This window comes from Methylorubrum sp. GM97, assembly GCF_024347855.1.
Classification (GTDB): Bacteria; Pseudomonadota; Alphaproteobacteria; order Rhizobiales; family Beijerinckiaceae; genus Methylobacterium; species Methylobacterium extorquens.
Map to the genome: position 1 here is coordinate 3,954,008 of NZ_AP025942.1, position 15,186 is coordinate 3,969,193.

A 15,186-nucleotide genomic window follows, 5' to 3' on the forward strand; every position below is an offset into this window, starting at 1 on the left:
GTAGGGAACGCGGTGGGGATGCTGGCGGGGCTGGTGGGGATGGCGAACGCAATCAACCGTCTGACGGCCCGCAAGGTGCAGTCTCTCGACGCGCCCGGCCGGCACGCGGATGGCGGCGGCCTCTATCTCAACGTCACGGCTAGCGGTGCCAAAAGCTGGATCATGCTCTACCGCATGGGCGGCAAGCGTCACGAAATGGGGCTCGGTGCCGTCAACTCCGTGCCGCTGGTGAAAGCGCGCGAACTGGCCGCTGAGGCTCGGCAGAAGATCGCGGTGGGGATCAATCCCCTCCACGAGAAGCGGGCTTCCCCATCGCCTGTCCCCACCAAGGCTGCGACCTTCGCCGAGGTGGCGATCACCTATATGGCCGATCGCGAGACGACGTGGCGCAACGCGGCCCATCGTGCGCAGTGGCGGCAGACGCTTGAGATCCAGGCCGCGCCGATCTGGAACAAGGCGGTTCGGGACGTGAGCACGGCCGACGTGCTCGACGTGTTGCGGCCGATCTGGTCCACGAAGGCGGAGACTGCGCGGCGCATCCGGGGGCGCATCGAGCGGGTCATTGATGCAGCTCGGGCCGCCGGTCATTGCTCGGGCGACAACCCGGCTCGGCTGCGCGGCCACCTCGACGTGCTGCTTCCCCGCCAGAAGAAGCTTGCGCGCGGGCATCACCCCGCCATGCCGAGAACCAAGCTTCCCGGCTTCTACACCTACCTGTCTTTCCGAACCGAGCCGAGCGCCTTCGCTCTGCGGCTCACGATCCTGACGGCAGCGCGCTCCGGCGAGGTGCGCGGCATGACGTGGGGCGAGGTTGATATGGCCGGCGCCCTTTGGATCGTGCCCGGCGTGCGGATGAAGGGTGGCCGCGAGCACCGCGTGCCCCTGTCGGCCGAAGCTCTCTCCATCCTGCGCCATGCCCGACCGGACGACCCGGCCGGCAGCGATCTCGTGTTCCCCTCGCGCAAGAACACCAAGCTCAGCGACATGGTGTTCCTGATGCTGCTCCGCCGTGGCGGCATGGGCGAGTTCACCGTGCACGGCTTCCGCTCCACGTTCCGCGATTGGGTGGACGAAGAGACCGACTTCCCCGGCGACCTCGCCGAAGCCGCGCTCGCCCACCTCGTTGGAGATGAGACAGAGCGAGCCTACCGGCGAGGCGATGCCTTGGAGAAGCGGCGTCATTTGATGGACGCCTGGGCGAACTTCGTATGCGGCGTGAGCGGCGCGGCTTCCAGCACCCGCACAAGTTCTTCGTGAGCGATCAGCGTTGCCCCGCCGAGATGCCGAGCCGCTAGCTTCCCGTCTGCCATCATCTGGTAGATGGTCGAGCGACTGACGCCGAGCACCTGGGCGGCTGCGGCGGGACGATAGGCTAGGGGCGTCGGCGCCTGTTTCGTGTCACGGCTCGGCTTGCGCTCTGGGAGCGGACGGCCGCCTTCGTTCTGTTCTAGCATGCGGCTCTCCCTAGGCACGATCCGTTCCCCCTTCTGTCGTGTTGGGGGCGAGGGCGGCGCGGACAGCCTCGACGAGTTTCGCCTGCGCGATCCCTGCGGCTGCCGAACACCGCATGCAGGCTTCCTCAGCACCGATGCGGTCCATGATTTCGTCGATGCCGGCTGTCTCGGTCATGCGGCCCGAGGTCTCTTCGTAGACAGCCTCTGCCGTCGCTAGCTCGCGCTCGGCGGCATCGTAGGCGGCCAGCGCGTCCGACAGCCCCTTCCGCGCCCCGTCCTCAAAGGCACGGCTCTGGAGGGCGGCGATCTCGGCGAGCCGTGGGGCGATGAAGTCTGCCATCAGGGCGTCGGCTGTCATCTCGCGGTCGATGGTGGTCTGCGTGGACAGCGGATGCCGGAACAGCCACGCGATGAGCCGGGCGCGCTCGCGTTCGGACACCGCCTCGATCTCGGCGGCGAGGCTCTTGGGATCACCCATGACGATCATCCTCCGACTTCGAGACGACATGCAGCTTCGAGCGCGATACGGGTTCTGACGGGTCCACGGGGACGAAGCGCACGTCGATCTCGTGCGTGGGGATCACCCGCACCCGAGCCGTGAGCATGCAGCGGATGACGACGGCCTTGGCGCCGTTCTGGAAGGGCGAGGCGGAGACGACTTCGGCATCTCGCGCCAACACCTCGTGGGTGCGGTTCGTCTTGGGATCACGGACGCGCTCGCGCAGGGGTTCATTCGCTGGCACGGTCTGCCTCCTCGATCTTGAGCGCACCACTGGCGGGGGTATGGGTCTGTCCCTCCCTTGCCGTGGCCGCGCGGGCGGCGAGTGCGGTGCGGGCGGCTCGGAGGTGCTTCGCGAGAAGACGTGCCTCGACGTAATTCTTGCCCGCCCAAGCCGGACGCTCGTTGATTTGGCTCTCGTAGTGGCTGTGGCCGTAGGCTTCAGCGGCCTCCGCGAACGGCTTCAGCGCCCCCTTCAGCGCCTCCACCTCGGCCTGCAGCTGGGCGGCGCGGGCCTCGGCGGCGTCTGCCCGGTCGTTCGCCTGCATCTCCGCGCCGAAGTGCGGGCAGAGCATCGCGTCGTCGGCTCGGCCACAGCCAGGAAAGCCGGATTGGCACTTGGTCCAATCCTCGCGCGACAGGTTGCAGTAGGCGCACGGGCCACCGCTGTTCGCCAGGGCGGCGCGCAGACGGTCATTCTCGGCCAGCGCATACGCCAGCGCATCGGGGTTGGCGGGGGTCATGCCTTCTCTCCGAGCCGATCGTTGGATGAAGGGCTGACGCCGAGCGCGCGCCGAGCGATCTCTTGGGCGACCGGCGCATCGACCCAGAACTCGCGACCGTCCGGCATCTGGTACGAGCCGCCGACGCGGGCGGAGACCATCCGCTCGTTCATCAGGTTCTCGGAGACGACGACCTTCAGCGTCTCTCGATAGATTTCGAGGCTGCGGATCGGATCACCGTCCACGTCGCCGGGGCTCTGTCCGACAACTTCGGCTTGGACCCCGATTGCGCGGAGAGCGGCTAGGATCTCGAAGCACAGGGCCGACTTGCCCGAGCCCACCGGCCCGGAGACGATCACGTTGACGACGCCCATGATCAACCCTCCGCCTGTCCACCCATGCTCACACGGGCAGCACCTCAACGGCCGGCGACCACTTCCATCAGGTCAACTACCATGTGCAGATCGGCTACGCGACGCCGGGCGGCGCTGGTGCGGTCGATAACGTGGGTGGCGGGGTAGCCAATACGTCCGGCTTCACGCTCGGGGCCGGAGCGCACTCGCACACATTCGGGACCGACCTACAGGGCTCGCACTTCCACAACATCACCGTCTCCCTGACCCCGCAGGGTGGTGGCGCGGCCATGAACTGGCTCCCGCCGTTCATCCTCGTCTCGACCTACTTGAAGCTCTGAGGCGGCGATGCAGAACCTTCATCGCCCGGTGTCGAACCGCGGCCAGTGGCACGACACGCTCACCATCTATGCGAACGGCCTGCCCGACCCGTCGCAGACCGTTTTCACCTTCAACGCATGGCCGACTGACGCCCGCCCCGGCGGCTCGGACTATGGCTGGTCACGAAGCGGGGCGGGCTACTTCGTCCTAGCCGCAAGTACCGATGATGAGACCGGTCGCCTCGCTGTCGCGGTGAACGGTAGCTCGCTCGTCGTGACGTGGCTCTTTCCGCCCAACCAGATGAGCGGGCTCGCGGCAGGCTCCTACGAGGGCTGCATTGGCGCGTGGATCGGCGACGAGATGGCAGAGATCGAGCCGTTCCGGTTCGTCGTGCAGACGCGCGGCATCAATGACGGCGGACGATCCGCCTCTGTTGCGGAAGCTGTCCCAGCGGGCGGGGGCGGCACCATCACGGCCATTGTGGACGGGGGCGAGATTTAGCCGATGGCGGACCAGACCCTCATTGTTGACCGCCTTCAGGTCAAGCGCACCAAGGTGCCAGGACGCCGACCGGCCGCGCTGGCGGATGGGGAAGAGTTCATCAATCAGACGGACAGGTTCCGCTTGATTGGGGATGGTGTGACTCCGCCGGCCGATCTGCCTGCCTACCCCCTGCGGCCGGAAATTGATGATGTGCCGGGCCTGCGTGAAGCGATTGACAATGCGGGTGCGCAGGAGCCGCCGACCGTCGTGAACGACGCGGATTACCAGTGTCTAGCAACTGACCGGCAAGTCGCAATGGAAGCATTGACTGCTTCTCGGGTGATCTCATTGCCGGATGTCGATAGCTTTCCGTTTGGCCAAGATCTTCTCATTGCTGACGAAAGCGGAGCCTGTTCGGACGTTCGGCTGATCAAGGTTCGCCCCGGCGTGGGCACGGATGACACTATTGGAGGGGCGGATAACGACCCCGCCCTCAGTGTCGGCGTCATCGCTCTTTCCAGCCCTTATCAAGCCGTTCGCTTCCGCCGCGGCGCCACCAATCTCTGGATACGCCTATGATGAAGCGCTTTCTCGCCTCTTTCTCCGTGTTGCTAGCGTTCGCCGCGCCGACATTTGCGCAGACCCGCGCCCTACCGCCCGGCGAGATCCGCGCCAACGGCGACATCACCTTCGGCAACGCCCTGAAGCTTGGCAAGCGTGAGGGTAATAAGACAGTCATCACGCCCGACACGCTACAGATCCTCGGTCCCGGTTCGACCGGACCCGCTGACAACTTCAGCGTTGGGGGGGCGATGCTGCGCGATGTGACGCCTTCGATCCTGTCACGCCTCACGCCGGCACAGATCGCGGACGTTCGCTCGGGCGCGGGTTCGCTCGACGTGTCCGACGCGATCATCGCTGCGCTGAACTCCTGCACGGCCGGCGGTCCGCCCCCGACGGTGCAGTTTCCCGCAGGCCGCTACCGCGTCACGAAGGAACTCGTCGCACAGACCTGCACCGTCAACATCGTGCTCGATGCTGGCGCGGATATCTTTTTAGGCGCCGGCTTCACCCCGAATGCGACCACATACAACTTCGGCATCTTCCGCTTCATGCCGTCCGCCAAGGGATCTTCGATCCGTGGGCCCGGGACGATCGACGGCAACCGCGGCGCTTTGATCGACGCCTACCTTGCGACGCCGCGCAGCGTTCAGGGGAATGGGCTCTATGTGCAGCGCGACTTCTGGAGCTGCATCCACATCGACGCCACGCCGGACGTGACGATCGACGGCGTGAAGCTGAAGAACTGCATGACGTTCGGCATCGTGCATTTTGCCGGCGACCGGGCGCGCCTCAGAAATATAGTTGTCACGGATAGTTCCGCGATCCTGAATTCAATCTCGTCGTTCAACACGTCGATCGCCGATTTTGCAGGATATAACATTGGAAATTCGGTGAACGGGAAAGCCATCCCCAGCTTTACCTACCCGTTTGGTGTCGGCGATTGCTATAGCTGCACGGTCAGCAATATCTCGATCAAGGGATCGTACTATCTCGCGTATGACGGCACCTCATCGAGCAAGGGCACTCGGATCGGCGATCCCTACAGCGCGGGGTTCGCGCTGCAACGGCTCTACAACACCACCATCACCGGCCTGAGCGCCAGCGGCTTCTCTACGACCTTGCCTGGCCAGAGCGCTCCGGACGCGCGCGCGACGCAGGCGGCGTGGGGCGTGAACTGTGACAACTGCTACGACACGACCATTACCAATACGAATTTTCAGGGCTACTATTGGGGAGCATTGCTCGCGGGAAGCCGCGTCACCTTCACGAACTTCGTGATCGACGGCCAATATAACGTTGCGCCTTATCCGGGCGCAGAAAGCGCGTTCGGTATCAAGACCAATCCGTCTGGCCAGATCCGCGCCTTCTTTAATTCCGACAGCACATTCGATCACTACTCGAACAAAAACTCGGATAACATCATCGTCTCAAATGGAACGGTCACTCGAACTGGCGATGGCGTCTCTCTGGCGAGCAGCAACGTCAGCCTCAGCAACATCCGATCCATCGGCAATAAGAGCGGCGGCTTCGCATTCTGGGGCAACGCATCGAATATTTCGTATCCCGGCAGCGCTCCGTTCCCCGTGGACAACGTAAACTTGAGCGGCCTCTATTCCGCCTACAACGGTGGCGGCGGGTTCACTTGGAATACCGGCACCAACCACCGCGGCTCGAACTTGGTGTCGTTGAACAACGGCCAAGAGTCCTTTCTGACGAACATCAGCGCCGGGTTCTTCTGGAATGCCGGGTTCGGTGGCGACAAGCGGAACATCTCGATCTCGGACTGGACCGCAGAGGACACCCAGAACCGGGCCTACACCACTAAGGTGAGCTTCGTTCCCGGCACGTCTCAGGGCAAGCGGACCCTGATCGCTTCGAACTCGTCCGAGTTGAGCATCGGCCAGCGGATCAAGCTGAAAGCTGCTGGGCCGAGCGGCGCCGATATCACCGCCAAGATCATCGACATCACCGACGACATCATGGGGATCGAGACGGCGGCTGGCGCCGCGTTCGACGGCACCGGGTGCGCGGCTACAAACCTGTCCGGCACGGTCACCTATCCGGGGTCGAGCAATCTGCTCAACGGCACGGGCACGTCATTCCTGAGCCAGATCAAGGGGCCGGTCTATCTGCTGCTCAACGGCGGATACTATAAGGTCGGGTCGGTTGTCAGCGACACAGTGCTCCAGCTCGACAGCGTTCCGCCGGGGGCTATCTCGGGTGCGAGCGCGAGCTATCGCCAGTGCGGCATCGAGGGCATCCGCTCGCAGAACTACGGCGTGCAGCTCCCCGCTTCGTCGGACATCTCCGACGTCAGCCTTGGGGCCGCCTCGTCTCAGCGCGCCAAGGGTAACGTCACCGCCAATATCTCGGCCGCAACGGCCTCCCTTGCTGACGATTGGACGCTCTACACGGCCAACATCACATTCGTGGACGGAACCGGCGTGACGGTTGGCGACCGGCAGAGCCGTTACCGCGTCGAAGGCAAGGACCTCTGTGTGAACGGCTACGCGCAGATCGGCTACTCGGCCGCGCCGACCCTGTTCAACGTCTTCCTGCCGTCAGGTTTCGCCGCCGGGGCCATGGGAGGGTCGTTGACGGGCGCCAACACGACCACCCGAAACCGCCTGCTCGGGGTTGCGGTCAACGGTGACACCGGGGTGTCCATGATCCCGATTACCGGCAGTCTCATGGGTGGCTCTGGCCAGTACGTCCAGTACGGCGGCTGCGTCGCGCTGCAGTAGCCCGAGGCATGCCTCGTCGGTCCGATCCCGGCAGCATCTCACCTTCCCTCGACATCGGTGCTGACGCGAGCGCACGCCAACACGGCGGTGGTCGCCCTGGCGGCCAAGATGGCGCGCATCGTCTGGGCGCTGCTGCGCCACGGGCGGGTCTACGAGCCGGCGGCCGTGGCCGCCTGATCCGAGTTCGGCCGGCGCGGCGGGCGCCGGCCTTCCGATGTCTGCGAGCGGTGGAAGGAAGATGGCCTGACAGTCGACCGGTGTTCTGGAAGCCTCCCGGCAAAAATGGCGCATGACGCCGACCCCTTTATGAGGCCCAGGACGCGCGGATCTCCATCTTGGCCAACGGCTCTGCCGGAAGGCCGGATACGTTTATGCAGACTGCACAGACCAGCGGATCCAGAGCCACTTGCGGACGGGGCGGGCCATACGTTTTGCCGCGCCCGCCGCCTTCTGGTGAGCCCGCACATTGCTGCCGTCGAGGAAGACCATGCCCAGCGCGACGCCGCGCTCCTGCACGCGATCGAGCAGCCGCTCCCACACCCCGGCGCGTGCCCAGCGGATGAAGATCTGTGCCGCCTGCCACCAGGGCCCCAACTCCTCGGGGATGGCGCGCCACTTCGCCCCGTTCTGATGTCGCCAGAAGATCGCAGAGATCGTGCGCCGAAGCTCCTTGGGCGGCGTCTTAGCCTTCGGGCGACAGGCCTCGATCAACGGCTCCGACTCACCCCACTGCGCGTCTGACAGCATCACGCCTCCTCATTTGAAAACGAGAAAACGCGAGCACCGACAATCCGTTCAGGCGACGACAGGCCCTAGCATTACAGTTGCATTCGAGCTTTGAGATGGGCCTGTCGAGCGGTAGCTTGGTGGGCGCGTCGCCAAGCTGACCATGCGAGCACGAAGGCGGGTTCAATGCGCCGTTGCGCCAGCCGCATCGCCACGCGCCGGATCTCCTGAATGGACCACGGCACCTGCGAGCTTGGCGATGAGCGTCGTTTTTGGGGGCGGCCCGTTGGCCAGCCGGCGCACCCGCGCCAGCATCGCGAAGGCCAGCATCACCAGGCTGACGTGCCGGTGCCAGCCGTGCCACGAACGGCTCTCGTTGTGGGCCAGCCCGAGTTCCGTCTTGGCGGTCTCGAACGCGTCCTCGATCGCCCAGCGGCGGCCCTCTACCATCACCAGCTTCTCGACCGGGGTACCGGCCGGGCACCAAGTCGTGAAGTACGCCAGCGCCCCATCCGACAGGCTGCGCCGCACCAGCAGGCCGCGCGTCCACAAGCTCTGATCGAGCGCGGCGTCGAGCGCGTCAGCCCGTAGTGTGGCCAGCGGGAGATAGGCCCAGTCGAACAGCCGCGCTCCCTTGGTGCCCGCTCCGGCCGAGAGGCGCAGCCAGTCTTGGTCGGGGATACCCTTGGCGATGTCGTCGGCGGTGCCCGCAAGGTCGAGATTTGCGTCCCAGGACCAGAACCGATGCTGACCGGTGACGCCAAGCACGTAGCCCTTGTAGGCCCGCCGCAGCGCCAGTTCGATCTCGCCCACGCCGTAGATGCTGTCGGCCGCTACCCACGCGAACGGCACTTCCGCCCGGACGGCCCGCTCGATCATGGCGAGCGCCAATCTCGGCTTGGTGGCGAACGCGACAGCCTCGGGCACATGCGCGGCTCGCAGCCGGGCTGGATCCTCAGTCCAAGCCTTGGGTAGGTACAGCCGGCGATCGATGAAGTCATGGCCCTGATCCGAGACGTAGGCAGCAAACACTCCGATCTGGCACTTGGTGATCTTGCCGGCCGAGCCCGTGTACTGCCGGCCCACCCCGCACGAGGCTTTGCCCTGTTTGAGAAACCCGGTCTCGTCGATCACGAGAACCGCATCCAGTGAAGCGAGCGTCTCGACGACGTCGTCGCGCACCACGTCGCGCAGCGCCTCTGCATCCCAGTGCGTGCGACCGAGGATGGCCTGCTGACGCCAGGGGACCCGGGTCACCGGCAGCTTCGGCGCGCATCCAGCCGGTCTTGCGCCGCTCACCGCCGAGCAGTCCGTCCTGGAAGGCGTTGGCCGAGGCGGCGACACTCGGGGCGGCAAACAGCGGGCGGATGCGCTGCTTGGTCTGCCGCAGGGTCGTCGACCAGAGTTCAAGCGTGGACTCGAGCGAGGCTGAGGGCATCGCACTCTCCCATCCGAAAACCCTCAAATAGGAGTCTTGCCCAGCAACTGTAATGCTAGCGAGGATAGACTTCAGTCGGAGCACGACGCCTAAAAGTGTCCTAATCAGGAACAACCGGACTGGGTAGCAACTTTCCAGCAGATGAACTTCTATAAGAATCCAATGCAGCACTTGCAGCTCGTAGGCCCCACTGAAGAAGCTCCTCAGCATCTACAATAGATTTAGCTTCTGTGTAGCACCGTAGCTCCGGCGCATTACCTGAAGCTCTAAAATGGATTACCCGGTCGCGACTAATTCTCATCCTTACGCCATCCTGAACGCAAATATTCTCTAAATCACCAATGGGTCGCAGGAAATTTGTGCTAAAATCAAAGCCTTCTAACGAAGACACTAAATATTTACTAAAATCTAATGGGATATTTGACAGTCGACCACTCGCGGTTTCGCCTGTAGATAAATTTGAAACAAATTGTGACAGCGGCAACCCTAATCGCTTGATGTAGATGAACGTAGCCAAAATCGGAAGTATGGCGTCCCGAGTAAGAAGAGCTTGGAGAAATTTATCGTTAATATAAACATCGGATCCGAGTAAGAAGCCACCATTCGCCTCAAACCCAACTACAGTTTTGCCTCCCATAGCCTTGAGGTCGTTTATGCCGGCTATGACAAAGGGCGATCCAACTCTGGTACGCAAGACATGCTGAAACCTACCCATATCGTCGATAGCAGAGCGTGCCGTGACTGGGACGACCACTGAGTCAGCGGCTAGATATAAAGACGCTATCAATCCGAGAATATCCCCAGGTACGATATTCCCGCTAGCATCAGCAACTAAAGGCCGGTCCCCATCACCGTCGGTAGTGACTAAAGCGTCAAATTCATTGTTGCTCATTACATTACTTATAAACTGTATATCATCTATTCCGTGAGCTTCAGTGTCGATCGGAACAAAGGCGTCGGATCGACCGATAAGCGACACAGTCGCGCCTAGAGATTCCAGAATACTAGCAAGCAGGTCGCGAGAGACAGAGCTTTGTTGATATACTATGATACGCAAGCCCGACAACGAAGATGGTGAGAAGACATCAAGATATCTCCGCGCATAATTTTCGATTGCACATCTATGCTTTATCCTTGGAGAAGCACTCTTGGTGACGTGTATGGCATGCCCAAAATCAGTAATAAAACTTGCAATCAACTTCTCGTCGTCTTTTGTGATCTCGCCGTCAGGACGGTAAAATTTTAGTCCGTTGCGGTCATCCGGGATGTGGCTACCAGTCACCATAACAGCAAGAGCATTCATCCGTATGGCTTCAAGCGCCAGAGCTGGTGTCGGAACTGCGCCACAATCGAATACCTCAAATCCAGCTTCGATCGCGGCATCGGCGACTGTGTCAGCGATACCGGCACTGCTGGAACGCAAATCATACCCTACCAAAAGCACCCTACGACAATCCCCCGTCAATGCCACGGATTTGCAAAATGCGTAGGTGTATTTGTAGGTTGGAGCTCCTACGAGCTTTGTTACTAAACCGCGAAGGCCGCTAGTCCCGAATTTCAGATCATCCATAAGGCTAAGACTTTCTTGAACTGACGGATTTAACGACGGCAAACTTCAGGCTCGACGAGGCTGTAAATTCTTCAGGCATGATGTGAGACTACAAATTTCGCTCGTCCAATCGTCGCAGCCGGCCGCCAAATTTTAGAATAAAAACAATATACTACGCAATGCAAGTAACTAAATCGGCGCATGCGACAAGTTGCTGCTTAACGGCAATTTCGGATTGCGACTCACTTCTAGTGAATATCGTGCTGAAAACCTTAAGTCAATGTAATTGCAATCTATCGCCATGCTAAATTGCAGCTCTCGTGCTTTGATACAAGCCACGAGAGCCGACGGCGATATTTTGACAAACTCAGCACAAGCTATGGAGCGCAAAACTTCCCAAAAGATCTGAAACTGCTCAATCGCTGCTGGCGTTATTGCAAATCAAGCAATTTCCGAATGGCATAAACAACACCTGCCTGAGGCTGGGTATGGCGACCGCAGAAAGGCTGCTCTCGGCAATAATTTTGGCAAGCCAATGCTCTTCATCCGTACAAAAGCAGCGAATTAAAGAGCTTGTCCGTGCCAGAAGCTCCGATGCCGTAAGCGAACCTCTTCATACTCCCCAGCCCCTTGACATACGAGGCACTGCATCTCCACGAGACGCTGACATGAAAACTGAAGTCTTTACTGTTAAAGTCTATACCCTTTATTAGAACCTCGTCATCTAAACATACTACAAGAGATCGTAGTAAATAACTACCTCGCTAGAAGCTGCATACGATCCAACGGAATGGCGACAGCTAACTGAGGTGCGCCGCCGCCATTGCCGAGCTATTTGTTCCGCCAAAGCCACCGGGGGAGAACTTGCTTTATTCCCACACGTTAACGTCCGCCCCGTAGCAACCTCACCGGCTTCGTGGATCGTTAACCCACACTTGAGTGCTCATCCCCCAAACAACATCTGTGTTGTCGGGCACGAGGAGAGAGCCAGATCTCACAATTTCAAGCCGGTTCGATATTTTTCTCTAAACTTACAGTTATCACGGGCTTCACCTGTCGATCCAACAATTGTGGCTACAGGGCATCAGCGATTTGACTTTGCGGCCGCAAGATCTGCTAGAACCATTTCCTCAACCAACTCTGGAAATTGCACCTGATGCTTCCATCCAAGCTTTTCGCGTGCTTTGGTAGGATCCCCTAGGAGCTGGTCAACCTCGGTCGGTCTGAAGTAGCGAGGATCAATTTTTACCAAAACTTGGCCTGTCTTAGCATCGATACCGTGCTCGTCGAGCCCTTTTCCGTGCCACTCGATAGTTTTGCCAACAACGGAAAAGGAACGTTCTACAAACTCACGTACCGAATGCATTTCTCCAGTGGCTAATACGTAATCTTCTGGCACTTCCTGTTGGACGATACGCCACATCCCCTCTACAAAATCGCGCGCATGCCCCCAATCACGTAGCGCATCGAGATTTCCAAGAAACAGCGTGGGCTGAGTACCGAGCTCAATGGCGGCAACGGCGCGTGTAATTTTTCTAGTAACGAAGGTCTCACCTCTAGTTGGACTCTCGTGATTGAAAAGAATGCCATTTGAAGCATGAATACTATATGCTTCGCGATAATTAACGGTAATCCAGTAAGCATAGAGCTTAGCTGCGGCGTAGGGGCTGCGCGGATAAAACGGCGTAGTTTCTCGCTGCGGCACCTCTTGTACTTTGCCGTATAGTTCAGATGTTGAAGCCTGATAAAACCGCGTTTTTCCGCTGAGACCGAGAATCCGTATCGCCTCTAGGAGTCGCAAAGTACCAATGGCATCAGAGTTAGCTGTGTATTCAGGTGTTTCAAAGCTAACCGCCACGTGGCTTTGAGCGCCAAGATTATAAACTTCATCTGGCAGTGTTTCTTGCAAGATTCGAATTAGATTGGTTGCATCCGTTAAATCGCCATGATGTAGATGGAAATTCGTTGCCTTAAACCGGGGGTCATCATAGAGATGATCAACACGTCCAGTGTTAAATGAGGATGAGCGTCGCTTGATGCCGTGAACTACATAGCCTTTTTCTAACAGTAAAGCTGCAAGATAGCCACCATCCTGACCAGTGACTCCGGTTATTAGGGCTGTTTTCTGCTGCATGGAAAGTGATAGCTCCTTCTATTTCAATTCGCTGCTCGGGACTTGCGCCGCAAGTGAGGGTTTTTCTTATCGCCCCCGTCAAAGACAATCAAGCTTCAGGATGATTACGAAGAAACCAATCATAAGCACCTGAAATTCCCTCACGTAGATTAACCCGGGGTTGCCATCCTAGATTGGAAAGCCGATCGGAATTGACAAGTTTGCGAGGTGTGCCATCCGGTTTCGTCTCATCAAACTCAAGCCGCCCATTCCACCCAACAGTTTCAGCAACAACTCCAGCCAGTTCTTTTATGGTCAACTCTTGACCGGATCCAATATTGATCGGCATTTCTTGGGAGTAATACTCCATCAAAAATACGCAGGCGTCCGCGAGATCATCAACGTAAACAAATTCTCTAAGTGGAGATCCTGTGCCCCAAAGTGTGATGGCTTCGGAGTTTGAGCGTTTTGCTTCGTGAACCTTGCGTATCAGCGCTGGCAGAACATGACTGTTCTGAAGGTTGTAATTGTCGCCAGGGCCATAGAGATTCGTTGGCATGGCCGAAATAAAATTAATGTTGTATTGCCGGCGGTAAGCCTGACATAGCTTCAGACCAGCTATTTTTGAAATCGCATACCATTCGTTCGTTGGCTCCAATGGCCCAGTAAGAAGCGCGCTCTCATCTATAGGCTGCGACGCGAACTTTGGATACACGCAAGACGATCCTAGAAAAAGCAGCTTCTCTACGCCAATTTCTTTCGCGGAATGTATAATGTTTCCCTCGATCATCAGGTTGTCATAGAGGAATTCCGCAGGGTAGCTGGCATTGGCAACAATTCCGCCGACCTTTGCGGCGGCCAGGAATACAAACTCTGGACGTTCTTTTGCCATCCACCTCTCAACTTCGTTTTGCCGTCGTAAATCTACTTCGTCACGACCCACGGTAAGGATTTCGCAATTCTCTGAGGCGAGACGACGCACCAATGCAGAACCAACCATACCCCGATGGCCCGCTACGTAGACGCGTTTACCTGCTAAACGAGGGGCTGAGCTCATTGTGAGACCGTATCCTATCCTTGTTTCTACTATGCAATTGCTTGTCTTGGCCACGCAGTGTGCCGATGAGTGGTTCGGCGTGCTGTCACAAGCACAAGAAGCTCACCTTTCGCCCAAAAGTTAGCCTTATCATCTAGGCTGCTGTCAGGCTCATCAACTTCAACGATATCGCTTCACCGAGTGACCTGATTATAGTTGTTTCGAATCGAGGACACAGTGACATCGATTGTATCTACTTGTTCCACTTCTTTTCCGTAGCTATGCATAACGTCAGTTCCATCTGCGCTGGTCTCCGTGACATGAGGTGCCTATCCTAGCTGAGCACTAACTTGAATGCGCCGGAAGGTCCAGCGTCTTTGATGGACCGATGGTTCCTGGCGCTTTGCCGGCGCAGGCGCCTGTCCCTGTGGCATGGATTGCGGTAACGCACTAACCGACCTACAAAGATCCACACTCGCTCGCTATCCGAGAAGGCTGTTTCATAACAGCATGTCTCATTAGAGCTGTTCCCGGTCAGATAGCGACGGCCAAGTCGTTCTCGTAGCCGGCTGCGGCTAGGTAATTGCGACACTCCTGCGGAGTGAAGCGCGTGAATGCCTGGCCGATCGCCGCCCAGAGATCCGGGATCGTGCGGGCGGCCGCGCTCCTGCGGCCTTGATCGCGTCCTGCACGCCGGCAACCTTGTGGGCTCGCAAGTTGTCCATGACGACGATGTCGTCGGGCTGCAACACTGGGACCAAGGTCTCGGTGACATAGCGGCAAAAGCGCGTGCCGTTCCTGGGGCCGTCTAACGGCGCGATCGCGTACAGCCCGCTCGTGCGCAGGGCGGCCGTGATGGTCGTGGTCTTGTAGTGGCCAAACGTGGCTGCAAGCCGGCAGCGCCCGCCGCGCGACGCCCAACCGTAGCGCCGGGCCATGATGGTGGCAGCCGCCGTCTCGTCCAGAAACACCGGCCGGTCCGGATCGAGCTCGGGCTGCGCCTCGAACCACGCCTCGCGCGCCGCCCTTACGTCTTCGCGCTCCTGCTCAGCTGCGAACGTCGCCCCCTTTTCCAGGTGATCGCGTGTCGCTGGAAGAAGCGAGACAGACCACTCGTGCTGGTCTGCACGCCCTGCTCAGCCAAGCGGTCGCGCAGCTCGCGTAGGAAGAGGCGTGGTGAACCG

The 15,186-nt window shown here is 59.5% G+C and carries 13 protein-coding genes and 4 pseudogenes; 6 read left to right on the forward strand and 11 right to left on the reverse strand.

Annotated features, from left to right (window positions below):
• Positions 1-39: 39 nt before the first annotated feature.
• Positions 40-1,257 (forward strand): tyrosine-type recombinase/integrase, encoded by a 1,218-nt coding sequence (locus MSPGM_RS18490; RefSeq protein WP_261925833.1) that lies wholly within the window; start codon positions 40-42, stop codon positions 1,255-1,257.
• Here the strand turns inward: MSPGM_RS18490 and MSPGM_RS25390 are convergent.
• Genes MSPGM_RS25390 through MSPGM_RS18510 form a run of 5 tightly spaced genes read right to left on the reverse strand, consistent with a single transcriptional unit; the run spans position 1,179 to position 3,049 of the window.
• A complete protein-coding gene (locus tag MSPGM_RS25390) occupies positions 1,179-1,454 on the reverse strand; it encodes a helix-turn-helix domain-containing protein (RefSeq protein WP_315974091.1) in 276 nt (91 codons plus the stop codon). The two genes, MSPGM_RS18490 and MSPGM_RS25390, sit on opposite strands and share 79 nt — an antisense overlap.
• A 10-nt stretch (positions 1,455-1,464) precedes the next feature.
• Positions 1,465-1,932 carry a hypothetical protein gene (locus tag MSPGM_RS18495; RefSeq protein ID WP_261925834.1) on the reverse strand — a complete coding sequence of 156 codons (468 nt, stop codon included), beginning with the start codon at positions 1,930-1,932 and terminating at the stop codon, positions 1,465-1,467.
• Complete coding sequence (locus MSPGM_RS18500) at positions 1,925-2,197, reverse strand: hypothetical protein (protein WP_261925835.1); 273 nt, start codon at positions 2,195-2,197, stop codon at positions 1,925-1,927. Before MSPGM_RS18500 ends, MSPGM_RS18495 begins: the two co-directional genes overlap by 8 nt.
• Positions 2,184-2,696 carry a hypothetical protein gene (locus MSPGM_RS18505; protein ID WP_261925836.1) on the reverse strand — a complete coding sequence of 171 codons (513 nt, stop codon included), beginning with the start codon at positions 2,694-2,696 and terminating at the stop codon, positions 2,184-2,186. The genes MSPGM_RS18500 and MSPGM_RS18505 overlap by 14 nt, the downstream gene beginning before the upstream one ends.
• Positions 2,693-3,049 carry a hypothetical protein gene (locus tag MSPGM_RS18510; RefSeq protein ID WP_261925837.1) on the reverse strand — a complete coding sequence of 119 codons (357 nt, stop codon included), beginning with the start codon at positions 3,047-3,049 and terminating at the stop codon, positions 2,693-2,695. The genes MSPGM_RS18505 and MSPGM_RS18510 overlap by 4 nt, the downstream gene beginning before the upstream one ends.
• Positions 3,050-3,132: 83 nt before the next feature.
• Here MSPGM_RS18510 and MSPGM_RS18515 point away from each other — a divergent pair, with 83 nt between their 5' ends.
• From MSPGM_RS18515 to MSPGM_RS18535, 5 genes and pseudogenes are all read left to right on the forward strand, one after another.
• Positions 3,133-3,369: a hypothetical protein gene (locus MSPGM_RS18515; protein ID WP_261925838.1), complete on the forward strand. Its 237-nt coding sequence runs from the start codon at positions 3,133-3,135 to the stop codon at positions 3,367-3,369.
• Between the two features lie 7 nt (positions 3,370-3,376).
• Positions 3,377-3,850 (forward strand): hypothetical protein, encoded by a 474-nt coding sequence (locus tag MSPGM_RS18520; protein WP_261925839.1) that lies wholly within the window; start codon positions 3,377-3,379, stop codon positions 3,848-3,850.
• A 3-nt stretch (positions 3,851-3,853) separates the two neighbouring features.
• Positions 3,854-4,411 (forward strand): hypothetical protein, encoded by a 558-nt coding sequence (locus MSPGM_RS18525; protein ID WP_261925840.1) that lies wholly within the window; start codon positions 3,854-3,856, stop codon positions 4,409-4,411.
• On the forward strand, positions 4,411-7,140 hold the full coding sequence (locus tag MSPGM_RS18530; RefSeq protein WP_261925841.1) for a hypothetical protein: 2,730 nt from the start codon (positions 4,411-4,413) through the stop codon (positions 7,138-7,140). Before MSPGM_RS18525 ends, MSPGM_RS18530 begins: the two co-directional genes overlap by 1 nt.
• A gap of 57 nt (positions 7,141-7,197) precedes the next feature.
• Positions 7,198-7,317: pseudogene (locus tag MSPGM_RS18535) on the forward strand (IS110 family transposase); the annotation flags it as partial.
• Between the two features lie 249 nt (positions 7,318-7,566).
• Here MSPGM_RS18535 and MSPGM_RS18540 read toward each other — a convergent pair.
• From MSPGM_RS18540 to MSPGM_RS18565, 6 genes and pseudogenes are all read right to left on the reverse strand, one after another.
• A pseudogene (locus tag MSPGM_RS18540) lies at positions 7,567-7,887 on the reverse strand (transposase); the annotation flags it as partial.
• A gap of 162 nt (positions 7,888-8,049) precedes the next feature.
• Positions 8,050-9,304 (reverse strand): annotated as a pseudogene (locus tag MSPGM_RS18545) (IS701-like element ISMch7 family transposase).
• Positions 9,305-9,404: 100 nt separating this feature from the next.
• Positions 9,405-10,874, reverse strand: coding sequence for a phosphomannomutase (locus MSPGM_RS18550; RefSeq protein ID WP_261925842.1), 1,470 nt, complete (start codon positions 10,872-10,874; stop codon positions 9,405-9,407).
• 1,063 nt (positions 10,875-11,937) lie between these two features.
• Complete coding sequence (gene gmd / locus MSPGM_RS18555) at positions 11,938-12,987, reverse strand: GDP-mannose 4,6-dehydratase (RefSeq protein WP_261925843.1); 1,050 nt, start codon at positions 12,985-12,987, stop codon at positions 11,938-11,940.
• 88 nt (positions 12,988-13,075) lie between these two features.
• Entirely contained in the window at positions 13,076-14,023 is a 948-nt protein-coding gene (locus MSPGM_RS18560; RefSeq protein ID WP_261925844.1) for a GDP-L-fucose synthase family protein, read from the reverse strand.
• 513 nt (positions 14,024-14,536) lie between these two features.
• Positions 14,537-15,179: pseudogene (locus tag MSPGM_RS18565) on the reverse strand (IS630 family transposase); the annotation flags it as partial.
• Positions 15,180-15,186 lie beyond the last annotated feature (7 nt).

What these genes read in the sequence shown, in the direction of transcription:
- MSPGM_RS18495 (WP_261925834.1), bottom strand. Translation starts at nt 1,932, where the DNA reads ATGGGTGATCCCAAGAGCCTCGCCGCCGAGATCGAGGCGGTGTCCGAA.
- MSPGM_RS18550 (WP_261925842.1), bottom strand. Translation starts at nt 10,874, where the DNA reads ATGGATGATCTGAAATTCGGGACTAGCGGCCTTCGCGGTTTAGTAACA.
- MSPGM_RS18490 (WP_261925833.1), top strand. Translation starts at nt 40, where the DNA reads ATGGCGAACGCAATCAACCGTCTGACGGCCCGCAAGGTGCAGTCTCTC.
- MSPGM_RS18530 (WP_261925841.1), top strand. Translation starts at nt 4,411, where the DNA reads ATGAAGCGCTTTCTCGCCTCTTTCTCCGTGTTGCTAGCGTTCGCCGCG.
- gmd (WP_261925843.1), bottom strand. Translation starts at nt 12,987, where the DNA reads ATGCAGCAGAAAACAGCCCTAATAACCGGAGTCACTGGTCAGGATGGT.
- MSPGM_RS18510 (WP_261925837.1), bottom strand. Translation starts at nt 3,049, where the DNA reads ATGGGCGTCGTCAACGTGATCGTCTCCGGGCCGGTGGGCTCGGGCAAG.
- MSPGM_RS18505 (WP_261925836.1), bottom strand. Translation starts at nt 2,696, where the DNA reads ATGACCCCCGCCAACCCCGATGCGCTGGCGTATGCGCTGGCCGAGAAT.
- MSPGM_RS18520 (WP_261925839.1), top strand. Translation starts at nt 3,377, where the DNA reads ATGCAGAACCTTCATCGCCCGGTGTCGAACCGCGGCCAGTGGCACGAC.
- MSPGM_RS18525 (WP_261925840.1), top strand. Translation starts at nt 3,854, where the DNA reads ATGGCGGACCAGACCCTCATTGTTGACCGCCTTCAGGTCAAGCGCACC.
- MSPGM_RS18560 (WP_261925844.1), bottom strand. Translation starts at nt 14,023, where the DNA reads ATGAGCTCAGCCCCTCGTTTAGCAGGTAAACGCGTCTACGTAGCGGGC.
- MSPGM_RS25390 (WP_315974091.1), bottom strand. Translation starts at nt 1,454, where the DNA reads ATGCTAGAACAGAACGAAGGCGGCCGTCCGCTCCCAGAGCGCAAGCCG.